Origin of the sequence: Vibrio sp. JPW-9-11-11, from assembly GCF_013369335.1 — a bacterium.
Lineage (GTDB): Bacteria > Pseudomonadota > Gammaproteobacteria > Enterobacterales > Vibrionaceae > Vibrio.
Map to the genome: position 1 here is coordinate 227978 of NZ_SZQJ01000007.1, position 22067 is coordinate 250044.

Below are 22067 nucleotides of genomic sequence, written 5' to 3' on the forward strand. Positions count from 1 at the left end.
GCAACAAATAGACAATGGGTATTCAGCCCACACAAAGACTGTTAAAGGATTTACCGTGAAAAAACTGGTTTGCTTGGTTTTAGTATCAATGCTAGCTGTGCCTGCTGCATTTGCTCAAAACCGTTATATCTCTGATAAGCTCTTCACTTACATGCACTCTGGTCCGAGCAACCAATTCCGTATTATTGGCAGTGTTGATGCTGGCGATAAAGTGAAACTGCTGTCGACAAATAAAGATACCGGCTACACCCAGGTTCAGGATGAAAAAGGTCGTACCGGTTGGGTCGAAAGCCGCTTCGTTACTAATCAAGAGAGTATGGCCCTGCGTCTTCCTCGGCTTGAAAAAGAGCTGGCGGAAGTCAAAGAGAAATTGGCCAATGCGCGCTCCAACGCAGACCAAGAGAAAGCCGGTTTAGTCGACTCTCTAGAAACTCGCAACCGCCAGATCAACGAACTGGAACAAGGTTATAGCGAAATGAGTCAGCAACTGTCTGCGTCTCAAGAAGAGGTGCGCAAGCTGCGCGCTAAGCTGGATACCCAAAAAGACGATCTGCTACTGAAATACTTCATGTACGGTGGCGGCGTTGCTGGTATTGGTCTTTTACTCGGATTGATTCTGCCTCATATCATTCCACGCAGAAAGCGGTCGCCATCGGGCTGGGCATAAGCTTTCCTTAAACAAAAAAGGTCACGTTAACGTGACCTTTTTTGTTTTCTAGCCCTGCCAATCATATAAGGCAGGGACTGTAATCAGTTCTCCATTAAAGCGAATCAAACAGGCCTGCGGTTCAATCGCGACCAACTCAACACGACCGCTAATCCAGTCTCCCTCACCATATTCCGCACCATTGATTTTTACCCAACGTTTGTTCGCCATACTTGAGTAAACATGAGTCTGGAAGTTCATCGCAGGTAACTTTCCATACCAACGCTCAGCCTGATGGGAAAGGTTAGATGTCATGCTATCAGAGTCCGTCTGTTCGACTTTGGGTGTCGAGTTAAGTACAGCCTCAAAGCGCTCTGCCAGCTCTGGAGACAGCCCCGACAAGTCGAGATCTTGCAGTAAATCTGCTTGCCCATTCTCGCTTTCTATCACGGGGGTTTCATTAATCACCATCGGCTGTTCAGGTAAAGGTTCACTATCAAGTTCCGCTTCAACAAGTTCCACTGCGAGATCGCTAGGTTGTCGATAAGTCACCGCCAAAGAACCAAAGTCAGGGGCTGGCTTAACGTGGTACTCAAACGGCACTTCAATCGATACCGTTTGACTCACATTAGACTCAAGCCAAGACTGCTTTTGCGACTGATACGTATCAAGAGTGACCCCAACTGCGATAAGAATGGGTGGAACTAGGGCCAGAGAAACATAACGCAACGTCCAACCTCGTTTTTGTCGTGGAGCCGCAAGCGGTACGGTTTGCGAACCCGAAAGGCCAGAAGCAAGATGACCACGCTCCGAGTGTTTAAGCTGTTGCATCACTTTAGACATGAGTCGACTCCCCTGTCACGAGCAACCTAGGCGCATCAGGTTGTGATAGCACTTCGAGTAAACGTAAAGTTTTTTGCCCGGCGATACCATCAACACTCAACCCTTGCCAACGCTGAAACAATTTCACCTTCTCTTTTAGCCGCTGATCGAATATCGGTCGTGCAGACTCTGGCTGACCTAACACCCGAGATAAGTGTTGATCAAGCAGAGCAATGGGTTGCCCTTTCATGCCTGGCTTTAACGTTTCATTCCAATGACTCTGCCATATCCGACGATATTCACCATGCCAGATCGCCGCTAACCAGCGGCGTTCAAACTCAATCAAGTTACCATTGATTAACAGCTGTACCTGAGTGTCCGTCAGCGTATAAAGCACTGCAAAACGCGTTTGACCATCAATATCTAGAGTCAACACCACCGGCGTATTCAGCTCAGATAGGTGCGACAAGCTCCCTTGCTCGACAGCGCAACGAAACAGCCCATCGCTATCATCCAGACACATTTGATCGAGTACAGACGCACGATACCCCCACACTTTATACAGTGCCGAGAGCGCTTGCTCCTGCGTGCTCGACTGAGTGAGTATTGCTTTTAATTGCAGGGGGAAAACGGTTTCTCTACGCTCGATATTCTCTACCTTAGGATACGTTTGCTGAAGCTGTTGCGAAATGGTCGCGGACACCAACTCTGGGGTGACGACGTACGCCGCAACCGATAACCCTGTGGCCACAGTAAGCGCCAACAGTGATTTAGCGACTACTCGCTCAGTCACTGCAGACTTAGTCTGACTCGGCTGTACTGATGCGGTCTGAAAGCGCATTACATCATCACAGGTTGTTTGCACCGTAGCTTGAGTTGGCTTGGAGTCGCCATTGGCATAGGCTTGCTTTAAACAAGCATCACAAACCAGGTTGATCAATCTCGGTATTCCTTGCGTGTGACGCGCAATGTACTTGATGGCAACCGCTGAGAAAAGCTCTGTCGAACCTCCAGCTAAGGTGAGACGAAACCTAATATAGTCACGAGTCTCATCGTGATTGAGAGGCAACAAGTGGTAGCGTCCAGTAATTCGCTGAGCTAACTGCCTTAACTGTGGCATTTGCAGCTTATGCTGCAATTCTGGCTGCCCGATCAATAATACTTTGAGCAGCTTGTGGCTTTCAGTCTCTAGGTTGGTCAATAGCCTTAATTGCTCTAACACATCAGCCGAGAGATGCTGAGCTTCATCAATGATGAGTAAGGTTTGTATGCCTCGAGAGTGATTGTCGAGTAAAAACTGATGAATCGCTTGGTTAAGCATTTTCAGTGACGACCCAGCGGTATAGTCAATGGCAAACTCATCACAAATTGCCTCCAACAGCTCGACATCACAAAAAGTAGGATTGAGGATCAGCCCAGAGCAAGTATTGTCTGCTAACGTATTCAGTATCGATTTAGCTATGGTTGTTTTCCCGGTTCCGACCTCGCCTGTGAGCATGGCAAACCCGCCGCCTTCACCGAGTCCTGACTGAATCTGGTTCAGAGCTTCTTGATGGCGTCGGCTCTGATAAAGAAAACGAGAGTTTGGCACAATCGAAAAAGGCAACTCGGTCAGCGCAAAATGTTGTAGATACATACTTCTCGTCTCTGGGAATTTGTTGCTAAGGAAAGTACCATTGCTAACACAATTAGCCAATGGTCAGATAAGTAAAAGGGAGAGCTAGGTGCAAAGATACCTTGTTGGTGGTGCCGTTCGCGACCAGTTGTTAGATATTGATGTCTACGATCAAGATTGGGTAGTCGTAGGCTCCACTCCAGATGAGTTAATACGTTTAGGCTACACCCCTGTGGGTAAAGACTTTCCGGTATTTCTCCACCCCAAAACCAAACAAGAGCATGCACTGGCACGCACCGAACGCAAAACTTCAAGTGGTTACACTGGCTTCGACTGTTACTTTGCACCAGATGTAACGCTTGAGCAAGATCTTGAACGTCGCGATTTAACCATCAATGCCATGGCGCAAGATCCAAACGGAAATATCATCGATCCGTTCAATGGTCAGGCCGATCTCAATAATCGGGTGCTGCGCCATGTCTCCGAGGCCTTTACAGAAGATCCTTTGCGTGTGCTGCGTGTTGCCCGCTTTGCCGCCAAGCTTCACCATTTAGGTTTTACGGTCGCCCCAGCCACCCTCGAGTTGATGCGTGATATCAGCCACTGCGGTGAACTCGAGCACCTAACACCTGAGCGTGTATGGCAAGAGTGGCATAAATCCTTGTCCACTCGTAATCCGCAGATCTTTCTCAAGGTACTAAAACAGTGCCACGCGCTGAAAGTCGTGTTGCCAGAAATAGACGCACTATTTGGTGTCCCCCAACCTGAGCAGTGGCACCCTGAGGTTGATACCGGCATCCACACTCTTCTTGTCGCACAACAAGCTGCAATAATGAGCAATTCCCTGCCGGTCCGTTTTGCTTCTCAGGTACATGATTTAGGCAAAGGGATTACACCAGAATCAGAGTGGCCGAGTCACAAAATGCACTGCCATACTGGATTGAAACTGATCAAACAGTTATGTCAGCGTATCCGTGTGCCCAATGAGTTTCGCGACCTCGCCCTGATGGTCTGTGAGCAACACTCCAATATTCATAGGGCGGCGGAGCTGCGCCCCGAAACCAAACTCAAAATACTCAATAAGTTCGATGTGTGGCGCAAGCCGGAAAGGCTTGAAGAAATATTGCTGTCTTGTATGGCGGATAGCCGCGGTCGAACTGGCTATGAAGAGATTGAGTACCCACAAAAGGCCATATTTGAACAAGCGTATCAAGCCGCCCTCTCCGTCAATGTACAGGACATTATTAAGGATGGGTTTAAAGGCGCGGATATTCGAGCAGAGATGGAAAAGCGCCGAGTTGAGGCTATTCGCGTAGCTTAAGGAGATTCCCTACTCTCTCCTTCGTCGCTCTATGGAATAACACAAACAAAAACGCCTCCGAAACCGGAGGCGTTTTTTAAAGCTCTAAGCTAATAATTCAAACTATGAATTACTGACCTTTCACTTCTTTAAGACCGTTGAAAGGAGCACGCTCACCTAGCGCTTCCTCGATACGGATTAGCTGGTTGCTTTCTTTTAGGTATAGCAGCAACACGGTCAGAGCGGCTCATTTTTCTTAGAACCTTAAACGCAAAATGCCCCACTAAAAAGTGAGGCATTCATTAAAGCTTTAAGCTAATAATTCAAACTATGAATTACTGACCTTTAACTTCTTTAAGACCGTTGAAAGGAGCACGCTCACCTAGCGCTTCTTCGATACGGATTAGCTGGTTGTACTTAGCAACACGGTCAGAACGGCTCATAGAACCAGTTTTGATTTGACCTGCAGCAGTACCTACCGCTAGGTCAGCGATAGTTGCATCTTCAGTTTCGCCAGAACGGTGAGAGATTACTGCTGTGTAACCTGCGTCTTTAGCCATCTTGATTGCAGCTAGAGTCTCAGTTAGAGAACCGATTTGGTTGAACTTGATAAGGATAGAGTTAGCTACGCCTTTCTCGATACCTTCAGCTAGGATCTTAGTGTTTGTAACGAATAGATCGTCACCTACTAGTTGAAGCTTGTCACCTAGTAGTTCAGTTTGGTGCTTGAAGCCATCCCAGTCAGACTCGTCTAGACCGTCTTCGATAGAAACGATTGGGAACTGGTTCGCTAGCTCAGCTAGGTAGTGGTTGAACTCTTCAGAAGAGAAAGTTTTACCTTCGCCTTTCATATTGTAGATGCCAGCTTCTTTGTCGAAGAACTCAGATGCTGCACAGTCCATCGCTAGAGTCACGTCTTTACCTAGTTCGTAACCCGCAGCAGCAACCGCTTCTGCGATCACTTCTAGAGCTTCAGCGTTAGACTTAAGGTTAGGAGCGAAACCACCTTCGTCACCAACTGCAGTGCTGTAGCCTTTAGACTTAAGAACTTTAGCTAGGTTGTGGAATACTTCTGCACCGATACGTAGACCTTCTTTAAGAGTCTTAGCGCCAACTGGTTGGATCATGAACTCTTGGATATCAACGTTGTTATCTGCGTGCTCACCACCGTTGATGATGTTCATCATTGGTAGAGGCATAGAGAACTGACCAGCAGTACCGTTTAGCTCAGCGATGTGCTCGTACAAAGGCATGCCTTTAGCCGCTGCAGCAGCTTTCGCGTTCGCTAGAGAAACCGCTAGGATAGCGTTAGCACCGAACTTAGATTTGTTTTCAGTACCGTCTAGCTCAATCATTACTGCGTCGATTGCAGCTTGGTCTTTCGCGTCTTTGCCCACTAGAGCTTCAGCGATTGCACCGTTTACCGCTTCAACAGCTTTAAGAACACCTTTACCTAGGAAACGAGCTTTGTCGCCGTCACGAAGCTCAAGTGCTTCACGTGAACCAGTTGATGCGCCAGATGGAGCAGCAGCCATACCTACGAAACCGCCTTCTAGGTGTACTTCAGCTTCTACAGTTGGGTTACCACGTGAATCGATGATTTCACGACCTAGAACTTTAACGATCTTAGACATTGAATGTTTCCTTCTCGTTGAATATATAATGTCAAAATTAAGGGCAGCAGCACGACTAACGCTACTGCCCGTATCCTTACTTCTCTGATTCGCTGCGTTGGTATTCACCAGCCGCTTTCACGAAACCTGCAAATAGTGGGTGACCATCGCGAGGTGTCGAGGTGAACTCTGGGTGGAATTGAGCCGCTACAAACCATGGGTGAGCTGGGTTCTCAATTACTTCAACCAGTTTCTTGTCTGCCGATAAGCCAGACACTTTCAATCCCGCTTTTTCAATTTGTGGGCGAAGGTTGTTGTTCACTTCATAACGGTGACGGTGACGCTCGTGAATCGTCGCGCTGCCGTATAGTTCACGTGCTTTGGTGCCTTTCTCTAAGTGGCACAGCTGTGAACCAAGACGCATGGTTCCTCCAAGGTCTGACTTCTCGGTACGTTCTTCAACGTTACCAGATTCGTCAACCCACTCTGTAATCAGACCGACAACTGGGTACTTAGTTTCTTTGTTGAATTCTGTTGAGTGTGCACCTTCTAAACCCGCTACATTACGCGCGTATTCAATCAGTGCCACTTGCATACCTAGACAGATACCTAAGTATGGAACTTTGTTTTCACGTGCGTATTGCGCCGCCAGGATCTTGCCTTCGACGCCACGGTCACCGAAACCACCAGGTACTAGAATCGCATCTAAGCCACCCAGCAGTTCAACACCTTTACTTTCTAGATCTTGAGAATCGATGTACTTAATCTTTACGCTAAGGCGGTTCTTAAGACCGGCATGCTTTAGCGCTTCATTCACCGACTTATAGGCATCTGGCAGTTCAATGTATTTACCGACCATGCCAATAGTCACTTCGCCAATCGGATTCGCTTCTTCGTAGATCACCTGTTCCCATTCAGACAGGTTCGCTTCTGGCGCGGAAATACCAAAACGAGCACAAACGAGATCATCCAGGCCTTGAGATTTGATAAGTTGAGGGATCTTGTAGATCGAATCTACGTCCTTCATAGAGATAACCGCTTTTTCTGGCACGTTACAGAAAAGCGCAATCTTCTTACGTTCATTGGCTGGGATCATGCGATCGCTGCGACAAACTAGAATGTCAGGTTGGATACCGATAGAAAGCAGCTCTTTTACAGAGTGTTGCGTTGGCTTAGTTTTCACTTCGCCTGCCGCTGCTAGGTAAGGAACCAATGTTAGGTGCATGAACATGGCACGCTCACGGCCAAGCTCAACTGCAAGCTGACGAATGGCTTCCATGAAAGGTAGAGACTCGATATCACCAACGGTTCCGCCCACTTCAACGATAGCCACGTCGTGGCCTTCAGAACCTGCGATTACGCGATCTTTAATAGCATTAGTGATATGAGGGATAACCTGAATGGTTGCACCGAGGTAATCGCCACGACGCTCTTTGCGAAGAACGTCTGCGTAAACACGACCTGCTGTGAAGTTGTTGCGCTTGGTCATCTTGGTGCGGATAAAACGCTCGTAGTGACCTAGGTCAAGGTCAGTTTCAGCGCCATCTTCCGTGACAAACACCTCACCGTGTTGAGTTGGGCTCATTGTGCCTGGGTCAACGTTAATGTAAGGGTCAAGCTTCATCATAGTCACTTTAAGACCACGAGCTTCTAGAATAGCCGCAAGGGATGCTGCTGCAATACCTTTACCTAGAGAGGATACAACCCCGCCAGTAACAAAAATGTAATTTGTCGTCATGTTTAACCTGAAATTGGTTGAATGAGGGAAAATGGATTTCTTCTGGACGGGATATAAATATACCAGAAGCCCTTATCCGCCACAACGTGAAATCTATCACACTGCAATTTTTTATTTTTTGCTTCAAATCAAACTGCGCAAAGAGAAAACAGACAGCGAGATTTTGTTCTGAGTCACATTTGTCTCAAAAATAGCATTCACTAATTGCGCTTATAGATCTGGTTCAAGTCGCTTTATTTGTTGCCAATACTCTTCTAATTGCTCTAACGAACAGTCACTAAGCTCACGCCCAGATTGGGCCACTTTCTGCTCAACTTCACGGAATCGGCGAGTGAACTTGAGGTTTGCCTTACTCAGGGCGACCTCCGGGTTTGCTCCTAAGTGGCGAGATAGATTGACACAGGCAAACAGCAAATCCCCCATTTCCATCTCGACTTTTTCTTGTTCTGGCGTAACTTGCAACGCTTCGTCTAACACCTCTTCAATCTCTTCCTGAACTTTGTCGACAACTGGTCCAATCGAGTCCCAATCAAAACCATATTTAGCGCATTTTTTCTGGATTTTTGTAGCACGAGAAAGCGCCGGAAGAGAGACTGGTATAGAGTCTAGAATACTTTGCTCATTTTTTCCTGCTTGCGCTTTTTCTTTGGCCTTCTCCGCTTCCCAGTTGGCATTAATTTGCTCATCACTGTCAAACTCGACATCAGAAAAAACATGCGGATGGCGACGAGTGAGCTTCTCGTTCACCGCCTCCACCACCTCTGAAAAATCAAACAAATTCTGCTCTTTGGCTAACTGACTGTAGAAAATCACTTGAAACAGCAAGTCACCCAACTCTTCCTTGAGGTTAGGCCAATCACGATTTTGGATCGCGTCGACCACTTCATAAGTTTCCTCAATTGTGTGGGGCACTATGGTATCGAAGCTCTGCTTAAGATCCCATGGACACCCCGTTTTAGGATCGCGTAACTGCGCCATGATTTGTTCTAGCTGATCGATTGGATGACTCATATTCTTCTCTACCTTTGCTCTTTTTATCTAAACAACATCTCTAAAAAAAGTGAGTAGCCTAAACTACTCACCTTCACAAACGATACCGACTGTTTTTATTGACAAATACCTAGCCCAAACGCTTAACAGACATAACATCGCGAATCTGCTCAACCCGTTTTGAAACCCGTTGCAAGATTTCAATGTTGGTCACTTCAAGATCAAAATCCATAATCGCCATCTGACGTCGGTAATCGACGCGGTTTTTCATACTGGTCACTTTGATTTTCTCGTTGGCAAATAACGTAGTAATGTCTTTGAGCAAGCCACTACGCTCCATCGCCTCCACTCGCACGGTGAGAATGTAAGATCCGACGAAACCGCTGCCCCAAACCGTATCAATAATTCGCTCTGGGGCATGGTGGCGCAACTCTTCCAGCTGTTCACAATCACTGCGATGGACTGATATACCGCGACCTTGAGTGATATAACCACAAATATCATCGCCAGGAATAGGTTGGCAACAGCGGGCGAGATGCGTCATGAGATTATCCACACCTTCGACAACGACAGCATCTTTCTTCGGCCGACTTTGGGCCGGCGCTTTATTCACCGCCTCTTGAAGTTTCTCATATGCTTGTTGATCTTCTTCTTCTGCGGTGGGCTTATTCACCAAGGCATTAATATGATTAATGATTTGATTGATACGCAGGTCGCCACTGCCCACCCCGACATAGAGCTCATCGGCGCTATTCACGTTGAAACGTTTCAGCGCGTAGTGCTCAGCGTCTTTAAGTGTTGCGCCGATTTTCGCTAGTTCATCCTCTAAAATCTCGCGTCCTGCTTCGAGGTTTTTTTCACGTGACTGCTTACGGAACCAAGCGTTGATCTTGGCGCGCGCTCTACCAGAGGTCACAAAGCCCATGTTAGGGTTCAACCAGTCGCGCGACGGGTTAGGCTCTTTCGAGGTGATGATTTCGACCTGGTCGCCCATCTGCAACTTATGCGTAAACGGAACAATACGCCCCGCCACTTTAGCACCGATGCAACGATGACCGACCTCTGAGTGAATATGGTAAGCAAAGTCCAGCGGCGTCGCGCCCATTGGCAAGTCAACCACATCACCGCGCGGCGTGAAGGCATACACTCGGTCATCAAAAACCTGACTGCGCAGCTCATCGAGCATTTCTCCTGAATCGGACATTTCTTCTTGCCAATCTAGCAGTTTACGTAGCCAAGTGATCTTCTCATCGTAGCCGCTACGGCCACCGCCACCCTCTTTATATTTCCAGTGCGCAGCCACCCCAAGCTCCGAATCTTCGTGCATATCTTTGGTACGAATCTGTATCTCGATAGTCTTGCCTTCAGGGCCTAAGATCACGGTGTGAATTGACTGATAGCCATTCGGCTTAGGGTTAGCGACATAATCGTCAAATTCACTGGGTAAGTGCTTGTACTTGGTATGCACCATACCTAGCGCGGCGTAACAGTCTTGCAGTTTATCGGCAATGATCCGCACAGCTCGGACATCAAACAGCTCATCAAACGCTAAGCCTTTTTTCTGCATCTTGCGCCAAATACTGTAAATATGCTTTGGCCTACCGCTGACCTCAGCATTGATCCCGGATGCCTTCATTTCCGCTGTCAGATCGTCGACGAAGTTTTTTATGTACTGTTCACGTACAATTCGGCGCTCTGAAAGCTGTTTAGCGATCTGCTTGTAGGTTTCCGGTTGTTGGTAACGAAACGCGTAATCTTCAATTTCCCATTTAAGCTGACCAATGCCCAGACGATTGGCGAGCGGCGCATAAATATTGGCACACTCTTTGGCCACCGCACGGCGCACTTCGTCAGGGGCTTTTTTTACTTCAATGAGGTTACAAATACGTTCAGCAAGTTTGATGATCACACAGCGGAAATCGTCCACCATGGCCAACAACATTCGGCGAACGTTGTCGACTTGTGACGAAGCGGCGCTTCCTTCGAGGGTGATATTGAGCTGCCCCAACGCCGCCATCTCTTCAACACCATCAATCAGCTTGATGGTTTCTTTGCCAAAATCTTCTTCAAATTGTTCGCGTGGATACGCACCATTGGTGACCAGAGGGAACAACATGGCTGCGACTAACGTCGCCTTATCCATCGATAAGGTAATGAGGATTTCGATCATTTCTCGGCCACGCCACAGCAGCAAAGGCCCCTGTGTATTGCCCTCTAAAATCGTCTCGCCCCGCAGATAAACCTCTTTAAGGCGTTTGGCAACGCCTGGCTCTTGGCCGAGGCTGGCTATCCACTTGTCTAGCTCAAACTGTTCGTCTTGATTTAAATGTGCGCTTCTTACCGCAACCATTAGTTTCGTCCCGTTATTTTTTTGTCGTCGAACCACGCGAATTGAGACTCTCAATCACCGCTTTAGTTCGTTTAATCCTTTACAAACAGTGCCATCGACTCAAGATGGCTGGTATGAGGAAACATATCCAGCATACCCAGTTTTTGTAATCGATAGCCCTGCTTAAGCAAGCTGTGGGAGTCCCTGGCTAGCGTAGCAGGGTTACATGAAACATACACCACACGGCTCGCGCCTAGCGTTGATATTTGCTCGATAACGCCACTCGCTCCAGCTCGGGCTGGATCGAGCAATATTTTATCAAATTTTTCGTCAGCCCAGGGCAGACCAGAGACCTCTTGTTCCAAATTTGCTTGGTAAAAACGGGCGTTATCAATTTGGTTCACGCGCGCGTTTTCGCTCGCTTTACTCACCATCGCATCAACCCCTTCTACCCCAACCACCTGTGACACTTTTTGCGCAACAGGTAAGCTGAAGTTGCCCAAACCACAAAACAGGTCGAGCACGCGGTCTTGCTGCTTAAGCTCTAACCACGCAAGGGCTTGGCTCACCATGTCGCGGTTAACACTCTGATTAACCTGAATAAAATTATTCGGTTCGAACGGTATTGTTACCCCTGCGTCACAATAGTAAGGAATTTCACCGGCGACGCGCTCTAACTGTTCAGCTTGAGGCATCAAGTACAGTGTCGCATGATGTTGCTCGGCAAAGTTCAGCAACGCTTGCTTATCTCGCTCAACGAGTGGCTTTAGATGGCGTAGCACCATCACTTTTGCATTATCGCCTTTAACAAGTTCTACGTGCCCTAGCTGCTCTTGATGAGCAAAGCTTTGCAACAACTGATGCAAAGGGGAAATCAGTTGGTTGAGCTCAACATCCAATATTGGGCAATCCCCAATCGTGACGATCTCTTTGCTGTGCTTTTTGCGAAAACCAAACTCCAGCTGCTGAGTTCGCTTGTTGAACTTTATACTAATCCGAGTTCGGCGACGATAACCTTGATCTGGGCCGACAAGCGGTGCTTCCGGAACGATACTCTGCCCTGCAAATTTCTCCATCAACTGACTTAAGGTCTGCTGTTTGTAAACTTGCTGTGACGCAACATCGAGGTGCTGCATATTGCAGCCGCCGCACTCTTGATAATACTGACATATTGGCTCAACACGTTGTTCACTGGCTTTTTGCACCTTAATCAGGTTGGCACGAGCATATTTACTCTTACTTTCAGTCAGTTGTGCCAACACTTGCTCCCCAGGCAAACCTCCCTCGATAAACACCGGCTTTCTGCTCTGATAAGCGATACCTGCGCCATGATGATCGAGCTTTTCAATCGTAAATAACTGGTGCTTGGTGTTGAGTTGATTTTTCTTCTTAGGTTGGAAAAAACGCGCCATAGTGGTTGCCTGTGTCTATTGGCCAAACGGCCTATTGCTCGAAAAAGTGCTTACGTGCCAGCTTTTGTGTCTCAATCATTGTCTGAGTCGACCGAGTTGATTATGCTTAACGATTCGGCAGTCTCATCTTTTAATTGCGACTATTTTCCCATATCCACACCACGATGTTTAGACAATAATGACCAGATATGGCTTGCGCGCTCGCGTTATTACTCTCACTTTAGCTCCAACCCTGATCATTGGATTGCTGTTGAGTGCATTTTTCTCGTTTAATCGCTACCACGATCTCGAGACCCAAGTGGTCAATTCTGGTTTAAATATTATTGAGCCACTGGCCATCGCCAGTGAAGAAGGGCTCAAAAATAACAGTCGCGAGTCGGTACGTCGCATCATCAGCTATGCGCACCGAAAGAACTCAAAATTTGTACGCAGTATTGCTGTTTTTGATTACAACCACGAGCTGTTCGTGACCTCAAATTTCCACCCTAACTTTGAACTGCTGACTTTCCCTAAAAATGAGCCCATCCCTATGCTGGTGAGCTCAGACCTCGATAAAAATACCCTTGTGCTGCGCGCCCCCATTATCGCGGAGTCGGGAGTGGTCGCCACAATGCGAGGACAAAGCACCAATCCTGCGCTTGGTTATGTGGCGATCGAGCTCGATCTGTCTTCACTTCGCTTACAACAGTACCAAGAGATCTTTTCCGCCTGTTTAGTGCTGTTAATTGGGTTGGGGTTATCGGCGATGTTTGCCTATCGCCTCATGCACGACGTTACACGTCCTATCTCGCATATGAAAAACATGGTCGACCGTATTCGCCGTGGTCACCTGGATGTGCGAATTGAAGGCAAAATGCATGGTGAGCTGGATTCACTAAAAAACGGTATCAACGCGATGGCGGTCTCTTTGTCGGAATACCACGTCGAGATGCAACACAGTATCGATCAAGCGACCTCTGACTTGCGAGAAACGTTAGAGCAACTCGAAATTCAAAACGTCGAGCTTGATATCGCCAAAAAACGTGCTCAAGAGGCGGCACGAGTCAAATCAGAGTTTCTTGCCAATATGTCACATGAGCTTCGCACCCCGCTCAATGGCGTGATTGGGTTTACCCGTCAGATGCTCAAGACAACCTTAACCAACAGCCAAGCCGATTATTTGCAGACCATTGAAAAATCGGCCAAGAACTTACTCAATATCATTAACGATATTCTCGACTTCTCTAAACTCGAAGCGGGTAAGCTGGCACTTGAGAACATCCCGTTTGACTTCCAAGGTTCGCTTGAAGAAGTGGTCAGCTTGCAAGCCACCAGCGCCCATGAAAAAGGGCTAGAATTGACCCTAAAAATTGACCCTAAGATCCCACCGGGGTTAATCGGCGATCCACTACGTATCCAGCAAGTGTTAACCAACTTAGTCGGCAACTCAATTAAGTTTACCGAACGAGGCAATATCGATATCAGTGTCGAACTACGCTCCCAGCGTGACGATTTGGTCGAACTGCAATTTATGGTACGCGACACCGGGATTGGTATTTCTGAGCGTCAGCAATCACAACTATTCCAAGCCTTTAGCCAAGCCGATGCCAGCATCTCTCGACGCTATGGCGGCACTGGTTTGGGCTTAGTCATTACCCAAAAACTGGTCAGCCAAATGGGCGGTGAAATCAGTTTGACCAGCCGATTACACCAAGGCTCTACTTTCTGGTTTACACTGCGTTTGAGCGCAACCGATATGCCGGTCAGTGAGTTGTTGGAAACACAAACTCTGCGCCAACGTCGTCTGCTGCTGGTTGAACCGAACATGCAAGCGGCCTCGGTGATTCAACAGACTCTCACACAAGAGGGGTTAATCGTCACCTATCGCTCTTCGCTGCCCGAAGAGATCGAACACTATGACTACGTGCTGCTCAACCTAGCGCCAAACCGTGATAACGATACCGCCAGCGTCGAAATTTGGGTGGAGCATGCGCTACAATGCGCCTCTCATGTTGTCGTCGGTACCCCAAGTACAGCTCTGGCTTTATCAGACCACTTGATTCAAAAATACCCGATCCACTGTATAACTAAGCCTCTATCACGTCGCAAACTGCTACAAACGTTGGTGGCGAATCAAGATAACGTGCCCCGATTAGAGTCTCTGCCTGAGCAAAGCGAAACTCTGCCGCTGACGGTAATGGCGGTTGACGATAATCCGGCCAACCTTAAATTGATCAGCGCCTTACTCCAAGAACGTGTTGAACGAGTCATTACTTGCACCAATGGGGTTGATGCCGTGGAGCAAGCGCAAACTCAACAGTTTGATATCATCCTGATGGATATTCAGATGCCACACATGGATGGCGTGACGGCTTGCAAAAAGATCAAGCAGACTGACCTAAACACTCATACGCCCGTTATCGCAGTCACGGCGCATGCAATGAGTGGCGAACGTGACCGATTGCTCAATGCGGGAATGGACGACTACCTAACGAAACCGATTGAAGAGCATGTCTTGCAGCAAGTTTTGATGCACTGGAGCCCACATACAAGTCAACAAGCGCTGCAGAAGCTCGATATTACCAGCACACCAGTAACAGTGCCGCTAGATGACGCCGCAATCAGTAGCGAGCACAACACCATTATCATCGACTGGCAAGCGGCGCTAAAACAGTCGGCCAACAAAGAAGATTTAGCGCGCGATATGCTAAAGATGCTGGTCGATTCCATTCCCGAGGTGAGTGCCATTGTTGAAGGTGCTCTGGAAGACGACCATTTCGATATTGAGCAGCTTATCCATTATGTCCACAAACTGCACGGCAGCAGCTCCTATTGCGGCGTACCGCGCTTAAAGAGCGTTTGTGCGGCGATTGAAAAAGAGCTACGTTCAGGGGCAAGTATTGAAGAGATCGAACCAGAGCTGTTCGAGCTGCAAGATGAAATGGAAAAGGTCGTCGCCAGCGCGAAGCCATACATAGAGAGTTAAGCGTTAACTCTCTAAAATAACAGTGGCCACCGCGTAATGACGTTCATCTGAAATGGACAGGTGGATACTCGCCACCTGTTTTTGTTGTGCGATAGCTTCGGCCTGACCTGATAAGCTCAACAAAGGTTTACCAAACTCATCATTGGTCACTTGAAAATCATGGAATGTCACCCCTGCTGCGATGCCAGTGCCAAGCGCTTTAGACGCGGCTTCCTTTGCGGCAAAACGCTTGGCCAAAAAGCGGCCCTGCTGCTTAATTTGAGTGAACGTCGCCCATTCGCCTTCAGTCAAAATACGTTTAGCAAAAGGCTCGCCAGTGCGAGCGAGGGCTTTTTCCACTCGCTCAATTTCAGCAATATCGGTGCCTAAGCCTACAATCGCCATGACTAACGACGCGCTTCAACCATGATCGCTTTCATATCGGCAACCGCTTTATCCAAGCCATCAAACACGGCGCGACCGATAATTGAATGACCAATGTTCAACTCAAAAATCTCTGGAATTGCCGCGATTAGCGCTACGTTGTGGTAAGTCAAACCGTGGCCGGCGTTCACCGTTATTCCGAGGTCAGCCGCATAACTCGCGCCCGCCGCAATCTTTTTCAGTTCGCTTTGCTGCTCCTGTTCGGTCTCCGCATCGGCGTAATGGCCGGTGTGCAACTCGATAAACGGCGCACCACACGCTTTGGCCGCGTCAATCTGCTCACGGTCAGCATCAATAAACAGAGAAACTTTAATGCCCGCCTCTGTCAAGCGTTGTGTCGCGGCCTTAACTTTGTCTAAATGCCCAACCACATCTAAGCCACCTTCAGTGGTGAGTTCTTCACGCTTTTCTGGGACCAAGCAGACGTATTCAGGCTTTGTTTGCAGCGCGATATCGACCATCTCGTCGGTCACGGCCATCTCTAAATTCATTCGGGTTTGCAGCGTTTCACGTAGGATACGTACGTCGCGATCTTTGATATGACGACGGTCTTCACGAAGGTGGATTGTGATTCCATCTGCCCCTGCGCGTTCAGCGATCTCAGCCGCATGAACTGGGTCAGGATACTTAGTACCACGCGCATTACGTAGTGTCGCGATATGGTCGATGTTTACACCGAGGTAAATTGAGCTCATTTTCCAATACTCCGTTTGGGAATCATACTAAGAAAGAGTTCCCTGCTTTTTAATGGTTTGCCGCCAAGATACGGCTTTAAGGCTATGCGTGTAAAGCGTTTTGCCGCCTTGAGCTGCTCTTTTGTCGTGAAACGGCGTTCGCTGATGGCAATCAATTCGTCACCGACAAAGGTCAGGTTGTCATGACGCACTGACGCGATAAAACCTTTCTGCTCACGATAGCGATAGGTCATGTTAGGGTCTATCGGCTCGCCCGTGCCGGCACAATGCAAAAAATCAACGCCATACCCCATCGCCGATAATAAGGCCAATTCGAAGCGGCGCAATGCAGGCTCTGGATTATCACTTTGAGCGAGCTCTGTCAGCGCGTGTAAATAGTCATGAAACAGGGCGGGCATCGGCACTTCAGCCATTAATACCCGTCCCATTAACTCATTCACATACATGGCTGAATAGAGGTTAATTCCCGAGAGAGGCAATCCCAAACTGATCGGCTCGGCCTGTCTGAGTGTTTTCATCGAACCATTGCCAGACCACTTGAGCAACAAGGGCGTAAAAGGTTGTAGTGCCCCTTTCAGATTCGAACGCTTGCTACGTGCACCTTTTGACATCAAGGTCACTCGACCATACTCTTCGCTAAAGACATCTAAGATCAAGCTCGACTCACTGTACGGTCGCCTGTGCAGCACAAAGCAGCGCTGTAAGCCTTCTGATGACATATTACCTTCTAATCGAAAAAAGGAGCCAATTGGCTCCTTTATTGTCACTTGGGGAGCGAAGCGTCATGCCTCTCTCTGGTTATAGATCGTCGATGTATCCCAGCGAACGAAGCGCACGCTCGTCGTCAGCCCAACCTGATTTCACTTTCACCCATGTTTCCAGGTAGACCTTACGGCCAAACAGCTCTTCCATATCAAGACGCGCTTCACGACCGATAGTTTTGATCTTCTCGCCGCCCTTACCGATGACCATTTTCTTCTGACCAGAACGTTCTACCAAGATCAACGCGTTGATATGGAAACCATCAGTCTCTGGGTTGTAATCAAAGCGCTCAATCTCTACCGTGACAGAGTAAGGCAACTCTTCACCGGTAAAGCGCATCAATTTTTCTCGTACGATTTCTGACGCCATAAAACGCTGAGAGCGATCGGTGACATACTCTTCTGGAAAATGGTGTGTCGCTTTAGGCAGGTGCTCTCGCACATGCTTGCGTAACACATCGATGTTCTTGCCCTGTTTCGCCGAAATAGGCACCACATCAACGAAGTCCATCTTTTTCGACATTTCCATCATATGCAACATCACGTCGTTGCGATCTTGCACGTTATCCACTTTGTTAACGCACAAAACGACTGGGAAATTAGACTTCTGCAACTTAGTCAGAACCATCTCATCGTCGTTAGTCCAGTGGGTCCCATCGACAAGGAAGAACACTAGATTTACATCACTGAGTGAGGAGTTCGCAGCGCGGTTCATCAAACGGTTGATGGCACGCTTCTCTTCAATATGTAGACCCGGAGTATCAACGTATATTGCTTGATAATCCCCTTCAGTATCGACACCCATGATACGGTGACGCGTAGTCTGAGGTTTACGTGAGGTAATCGAAATTTTTTGGCCGAGAATGCGGTTCAATAGGGTCGACTTACCCACGTTCGGGCGGCCCACAATCGCCACAAAACCACAGTGTTGGTTTTCTGGAGAGCTCGGCTGCTCATTGCTCGATGAGAAGAACGCGTCGATGTCGAAATCGTTGTTGTCAGTTGAATCAGTCATTGGTCAATTGCTCTAGTGCTAATTCCGCAGCCGCTTGTTCTGCCTTGCGGCGGCTGGTGCCTTTACCAATAACAGGTTGTCCAATACCTGCTACGTCACACGAAACCGTAAATTCTTGGTTGTGTGCTTCACCTTTAATATTAGTCACTGTATAGGCGGGCAGTGGTTTTCTTCGCCCCTGCAAAAACTCCTGCAGACGCGTCTTGGGATCTTTTTGCGATACACCTGGCTTGATCGCGTCTAAGCGCGTCTGATACCAGCTCAAAATAATACCTCGTACTACTTCAATATCGCTATCGAGATAGATGGCACCAATGATCGCTTCCACCGCGTCAGCAAGAATGGAATCACGGCGGAAACCGCCACTTTTTAGCTCACCTGGACCTAATTTTAAGTGATCTCCTAGTTCGAATTCACGACCTAGTTCCGCTAGCGTTTTGCCACGTACTAACGTCGCTCGCATACGGCTCATGTCACCCTCATTCACTTTCGGGAAACGGTGATAAAGATCATCAGCAATGACAAAACTTAAAATTGAATCGCCCAGAAATTCGAGACGCTCATTATGTTTTCCATTAGCGCTGCGATGTGTCAGCGCTAAACTGATAAGCTCAGCATCATTGAACTGATAGCCGAGCCTTTTTTCTAGTTTTACTGTAGGAGAATTCATGCTCTCTGAATAATAGTGTTGAATATTCTAACTAGTTGATTTCACAGCTAGGTAACAAAGAAATCCAGCCCGATAAACATAGCTGTGCTATGTCATTCGGGCGGCCAGCGTTGCGGTGGATTTATACAGTCAACAACGCTGTGATAACAACTATGACGAAAATTTAGTTAATACCACCGATGCGGTTAAAGCGCACACCAGTTGGAATCCAAGACGGTAACACGCTATCGCTAGCTCGTTCAAACTCAAAGCTGATCCAAATACCGACCGCTTTACCGACTAAGTTAGCTTCTGGAACAAAGCCCCAATAGCGACTGTCGGCACTGTTGTCACGGTTATCACCCATCACAAAGTACTGACCTTGCGGCACCACCCATTCATTGACACCATTGCGAGGCTGATAAAGCTCAACACGATCACGACGAAGTGGGTTAACCAAAATCTGATGGCCCACTTCACCCAATTGCTCATCCAACTGGATCAGTGGAATACCATTTTGGATAAACTGGCTCTCTTCTACGTTCGATAACTTAACGGGTTGGCATGCGCTTTCACCCGCAGACTGAACGCAGATCTCTTTTTTGCTATTGTAGCGTACGGTATCACCTGGTAAGCCAACGACACGCTTGATGTAATCGATGCTTGGTTGCGGTGGGTACTTAAAGACCACGATGTCACCACGCTCAGGTTTACCCGTTTCAACCAGTTGAGTACGCCACACTGGATCTTTCAAACCATAAGCGTATTTCTCGACTAGGATAAAGTCTCCCACCAACAAAGTTGGCATCATGGAGCCCGATGGTATTTGAAATGGCTCATAGAGAAACGAGCGCAACACCAATACCGCTGCAATCACAGGGAAAATAGAAACACTATTTTCAATCCACCAAGGTTGCGTCTTCACTTTCTCTACCAGTGCGGCATCTAATCCATTGGTTTGCGCTTCAATTTCAGTCACTTTTGCTTGGCGCTTTTTAGCAAACACCAACTTCTCTAATACCCAAACCACACCGGTGACTAGAGTGACGATGACTAAGATGAGTGAAAATGTATTCGCCATTGACTTCCCTTATCTCAAAAATACGAAAGTGAAAGAGCCGAAACCCTTTCACTTATTTAGTTATCTAATGACAGGTCAGAGTATGAGAAGTTCAACTCTAATCCTTACCTACGTGCAGAATCGCTAAGAAGGCTTCTTGAGGCAGTTCGACGTTACCGATCTGCTTCATGCGTTTTTTACCTTCTTTCTGTTTCTTCAGTAGCTTCTTCTTACGGCTTACGTCACCGCCGTAACATTTAGCGATCACGTTCTTACGCAACTGTTTTACCGTCGAGCGAGCAATAATGTGGTTGCCAATTGCTGCTTGAATCGCGATATCGAACATCTGACGAGGGATGAACTCTTTCATCTTCTCTACTAACTGACGACCGCGAGTCTGAGATTGATCTTTGTGTGTAATCATCGCCAGTGCGTCAACCGTATCACCATTAAGAAGTACATCAACACGTACCATGTTAGATGCTTCAAAACGCTGGAAGTTGTAATCCAATGATGCATAACCGCGAGACGTTGACTTAAGGCGGTCAAAGAAGTCGAGTACCACTTCTGCCATTGGAATATCATAAGTCACAGCCACTTGGTTGCCGTGGTAGACCATGTCTACCTGAACACCACGCTTCTCAACACACAGAGTAATCACGTTCCCCAAGTATTCGGAAGGAACAAGGATGTTACAACGAGCAATCGGCTCACGAATTTCTTCGATATCGTTAACGGCAGGGAGTTTAGCCGGGCTATCGACATATAACAGGTTGCCGTTGGTCTCTTCCACTTCGTAAACTACCGTTGGAGCGGTCGTAATCAGGTCAAGGTCGTATTCGCGCTCTAGACGCTCTTGGATGATTTCCATGTGCAACATGCCAAGGAAACCACAACGGAAACCAAAGCCTAGTGCCGCAGAGTTTTCTGGCTCGTAAAACAGTGATGCATCGTTAAGGCTTAGCTTGCCAAGTGCATCACGGAAGTTCTCGTAGTCATCTGACGATACAGGGAACAGACCGGCATATACCTGAGGTTTTACTTTTTTAAAGCCTGGAAGCGCTTGTTCACAGCCATGTTTCGCAAGTGTCAATGTATCACCGACAGGCGCGCCTAGGATGTCTTTAATACCACAAACTACCCAACCTACTTCGCCAGTACGTAAGATATCTGTATCCACTTGCTTAGGCGTGAAGATACCTAGACGGTCAACACCCCATACCTGACCTGTGCTCATGACCTTGATCTTGTCATTCTTCTTCAGTTCGCCATTCTTAATACGAACCAGAGAAACAACACCTAGGTAGTTATCAAACCAAGAGTCAATAATGAGTGCTTGTAGTGGCGCTTCAGGGTCACCTTCTGGCGCAGGAATTGCTGAAACGATGTTCTCTAGAACGTCGTCAACACCGATACCTGTTTTTGCACTACAGCGAGTCGCTTCCATCGCGTCAATACCGACGATTTCTTCGATCTCTTCTGCGACACGCTCTGGATCAGCGGCAGGTAGGTCGATCTTGTTTAAGATTGGCACTACCTCAAGATCCATTTCGATCGCGGTGTAACAGTTAGCTAGAGTTTGGGCTTCTACACCTTGCCCCGCATCGACAACCAATAGTGCCCCTTCACAGGCAGCAAGCGAACGTGATACTTCATAAGCGAAGTCAACGTGCCCGGGTGTATCGATAAAGTTAAGCTGGTAGGTTTCACCATCTTTGGCGGTGTAGTTAAGCGTCACACTCTGGGATTTAATGGTGATACCACGCTCACGCTCTAGATCCATCGAGTCTAGAACCTGTGCGGCCATTTCACGGTCGCTCAATCCACCACATACTTGGATCAAACGGTCTGATAGGGTCGACTTACCATGGTCGATGTGGGCGATAATCGAAAAGTTACGAATGTGCTTCATGATTTGGTGTGACTAAACTCTTTAAAATAGGGATAAGAACGCCGCCCGATATGCGGAATAGAATCAGCATCCATGGCGGCATTTCGTTCAAGTTGGCAGATTCTACCCAATTTCTAGCCGAT

17 protein-coding genes are annotated in these 22067 nt (G+C 47.7%); 3 read left to right on the forward strand and 14 right to left on the reverse strand.

Annotation, left to right across the window (positions count from 1 at the left end; all coding sequences use genetic code 11):
* The first annotated feature begins 55 nt into the window (after window positions 1-55).
* A complete protein-coding gene (locus FCU94_RS11260; RefSeq protein ID WP_176288634.1) occupies window positions 56-667 on the forward strand; it encodes a TIGR04211 family SH3 domain-containing protein in 612 nt (203 codons plus the stop codon).
* Window positions 668-715: 48 nt separating this feature from the next.
* Here the strand turns inward: FCU94_RS11260 and FCU94_RS11265 are convergent, their stop codons facing one another.
* On the reverse strand, window positions 716-1489 hold the full coding sequence (locus FCU94_RS11265; RefSeq protein WP_176288635.1) for a general secretion pathway protein GspB: 774 nt from the start codon (window positions 1487-1489) through the stop codon (window positions 716-718).
* On the reverse strand, window positions 1482-3104 hold the full coding sequence (locus tag FCU94_RS11270) for an ExeA family protein (protein ID WP_176288636.1): 1623 nt from the start codon (window positions 3102-3104) through the stop codon (window positions 1482-1484). The genes FCU94_RS11265 and FCU94_RS11270 overlap by 8 nt, the downstream gene beginning before the upstream one ends.
* Before the next feature lie 88 nt (window positions 3105-3192).
* On the opposite strand from FCU94_RS11270, the gene FCU94_RS11275 reads away from it, so the two are divergent.
* Entirely contained in the window at window positions 3193-4404 is a 1212-nt protein-coding gene (locus FCU94_RS11275; protein WP_176288637.1) for a multifunctional CCA addition/repair protein, read from the forward strand.
* Window positions 4405-4718: 314 nt separating this feature from the next.
* Here FCU94_RS11275 and eno read toward each other — a convergent pair whose 3' ends face one another.
* The 5 genes from eno to rlmD form a co-directional block, all read right to left on the reverse strand.
* Entirely contained in the window at window positions 4719-6017 is a 1299-nt protein-coding gene (eno, locus tag FCU94_RS11280; RefSeq protein WP_176288638.1) for a phosphopyruvate hydratase, read from the reverse strand.
* Between the two features lie 76 nt (window positions 6018-6093).
* Complete coding sequence (locus FCU94_RS11285; RefSeq protein WP_176288639.1) at window positions 6094-7734, reverse strand: CTP synthase; 1641 nt, start codon at window positions 7732-7734, stop codon at window positions 6094-6096.
* Between the two features lie 210 nt (window positions 7735-7944).
* Entirely contained in the window at window positions 7945-8745 is an 801-nt protein-coding gene (gene mazG, locus FCU94_RS11290) for a nucleoside triphosphate pyrophosphohydrolase (RefSeq protein WP_176288640.1), read from the reverse strand.
* 109 nt (window positions 8746-8854) lie between these two features.
* Window positions 8855-11074: a GTP diphosphokinase gene (gene relA / locus FCU94_RS11295; protein ID WP_176288641.1), complete on the reverse strand. Its 2220-nt coding sequence runs from the start codon at window positions 11072-11074 to the stop codon at window positions 8855-8857.
* A 71-nt stretch (window positions 11075-11145) separates the two neighbouring features.
* On the reverse strand, window positions 11146-12465 hold the full coding sequence (gene rlmD / locus FCU94_RS11300; RefSeq protein WP_176288642.1) for a 23S rRNA (uracil(1939)-C(5))-methyltransferase RlmD: 1320 nt from the start codon (window positions 12463-12465) through the stop codon (window positions 11146-11148).
* A 178-nt stretch (window positions 12466-12643) separates the two neighbouring features.
* Between rlmD and barA the strand changes: the two genes are divergently transcribed.
* Complete coding sequence (gene barA / locus FCU94_RS11305; RefSeq protein ID WP_176288643.1) at window positions 12644-15430, forward strand: two-component sensor histidine kinase BarA; 2787 nt, start codon at window positions 12644-12646, stop codon at window positions 15428-15430.
* Between the two features lie 3 nt (window positions 15431-15433).
* Here barA and acpS read toward each other — a convergent pair whose 3' ends face one another.
* From acpS to lepA, 7 genes are all read right to left on the reverse strand, one after another.
* Window positions 15434-15814, reverse strand: coding sequence for a holo-ACP synthase (acpS, locus tag FCU94_RS11310; RefSeq protein ID WP_176288644.1), 381 nt, complete (start codon window positions 15812-15814; stop codon window positions 15434-15436).
* A 2-nt stretch (window positions 15815-15816) separates the two neighbouring features.
* The gene (gene pdxJ, locus FCU94_RS11315) at window positions 15817-16548 is read right to left on the reverse strand and encodes a pyridoxine 5'-phosphate synthase (protein WP_176288645.1); all 732 of its coding nucleotides are present in this window, start codon (window positions 16546-16548) and stop codon (window positions 15817-15819) included.
* Window positions 16545-17267, reverse strand: coding sequence for a DNA repair protein RecO (gene recO, locus FCU94_RS11320; RefSeq protein ID WP_176288646.1), 723 nt, complete (start codon window positions 17265-17267; stop codon window positions 16545-16547). Before recO ends, pdxJ begins: the two co-directional genes overlap by 4 nt.
* A gap of 79 nt (window positions 17268-17346) precedes the next feature.
* The gene (gene era / locus FCU94_RS11325) at window positions 17347-18324 is read right to left on the reverse strand and encodes a GTPase Era (protein ID WP_176288647.1); all 978 of its coding nucleotides are present in this window, start codon (window positions 18322-18324) and stop codon (window positions 17347-17349) included.
* Complete coding sequence (gene rnc / locus FCU94_RS11330; protein ID WP_176288648.1) at window positions 18317-18994, reverse strand: ribonuclease III; 678 nt, start codon at window positions 18992-18994, stop codon at window positions 18317-18319. Before rnc ends, era begins: the two co-directional genes overlap by 8 nt.
* A 163-nt stretch (window positions 18995-19157) precedes the next feature.
* Window positions 19158-20054, reverse strand: a complete 897-nt coding sequence (lepB, locus tag FCU94_RS11335) for a signal peptidase I (RefSeq protein ID WP_176288649.1) — start codon at window positions 20052-20054, stop codon at window positions 19158-19160.
* Window positions 20055-20151: 97 nt separating this feature from the next.
* Window positions 20152-21945 (reverse strand): translation elongation factor 4, encoded by a 1794-nt coding sequence (gene lepA, locus FCU94_RS11340; protein WP_176288650.1) that lies wholly within the window; start codon window positions 21943-21945, stop codon window positions 20152-20154.
* Window positions 21946-22067 lie beyond the last annotated feature (122 nt).

Coding starts and splice junctions, on each gene's coding strand:
- FCU94_RS11285 (WP_176288639.1), bottom strand. CDS start 7,734: ATGACGACAAATTACATTTTTGTTACTGGCGGGGTTGTATCCTCTCTA.
- era (WP_176288647.1), bottom strand. CDS start 18,324: ATGACTGATTCAACTGACAACAACGATTTCGACATCGACGCGTTCTTC.
- rlmD (WP_176288642.1), bottom strand. CDS start 12,465: ATGGCGCGTTTTTTCCAACCTAAGAAGAAAAATCAACTCAACACCAAG.
- pdxJ (WP_176288645.1), bottom strand. CDS start 16,548: ATGAGCTCAATTTACCTCGGTGTAAACATCGACCATATCGCGACACTA.
- acpS (WP_176288644.1), bottom strand. CDS start 15,814: ATGGCGATTGTAGGCTTAGGCACCGATATTGCTGAAATTGAGCGAGTG.
- relA (WP_176288641.1), bottom strand. CDS start 11,074: ATGGTTGCGGTAAGAAGCGCACATTTAAATCAAGACGAACAGTTTGAG.
- recO (WP_176288646.1), bottom strand. CDS start 17,267: ATGTCATCAGAAGGCTTACAGCGCTGCTTTGTGCTGCACAGGCGACCG.
- mazG (WP_176288640.1), bottom strand. CDS start 8,745: ATGAGTCATCCAATCGATCAGCTAGAACAAATCATGGCGCAGTTACGC.
- FCU94_RS11270 (WP_176288636.1), bottom strand. CDS start 3,104: ATGTATCTACAACATTTTGCGCTGACCGAGTTGCCTTTTTCGATTGTG.
- barA (WP_176288643.1), top strand. CDS start 12,644: ATGACCAGATATGGCTTGCGCGCTCGCGTTATTACTCTCACTTTAGCT.
- eno (WP_176288638.1), bottom strand. CDS start 6,017: ATGTCTAAGATCGTTAAAGTTCTAGGTCGTGAAATCATCGATTCACGT.
- lepB (WP_176288649.1), bottom strand. CDS start 20,054: ATGGCGAATACATTTTCACTCATCTTAGTCATCGTCACTCTAGTCACC.
- FCU94_RS11265 (WP_176288635.1), bottom strand. CDS start 1,489: ATGTCTAAAGTGATGCAACAGCTTAAACACTCGGAGCGTGGTCATCTT.
- rnc (WP_176288648.1), bottom strand. CDS start 18,994: ATGAATTCTCCTACAGTAAAACTAGAAAAAAGGCTCGGCTATCAGTTC.
- lepA (WP_176288650.1), bottom strand. CDS start 21,945: ATGAAGCACATTCGTAACTTTTCGATTATCGCCCACATCGACCATGGT.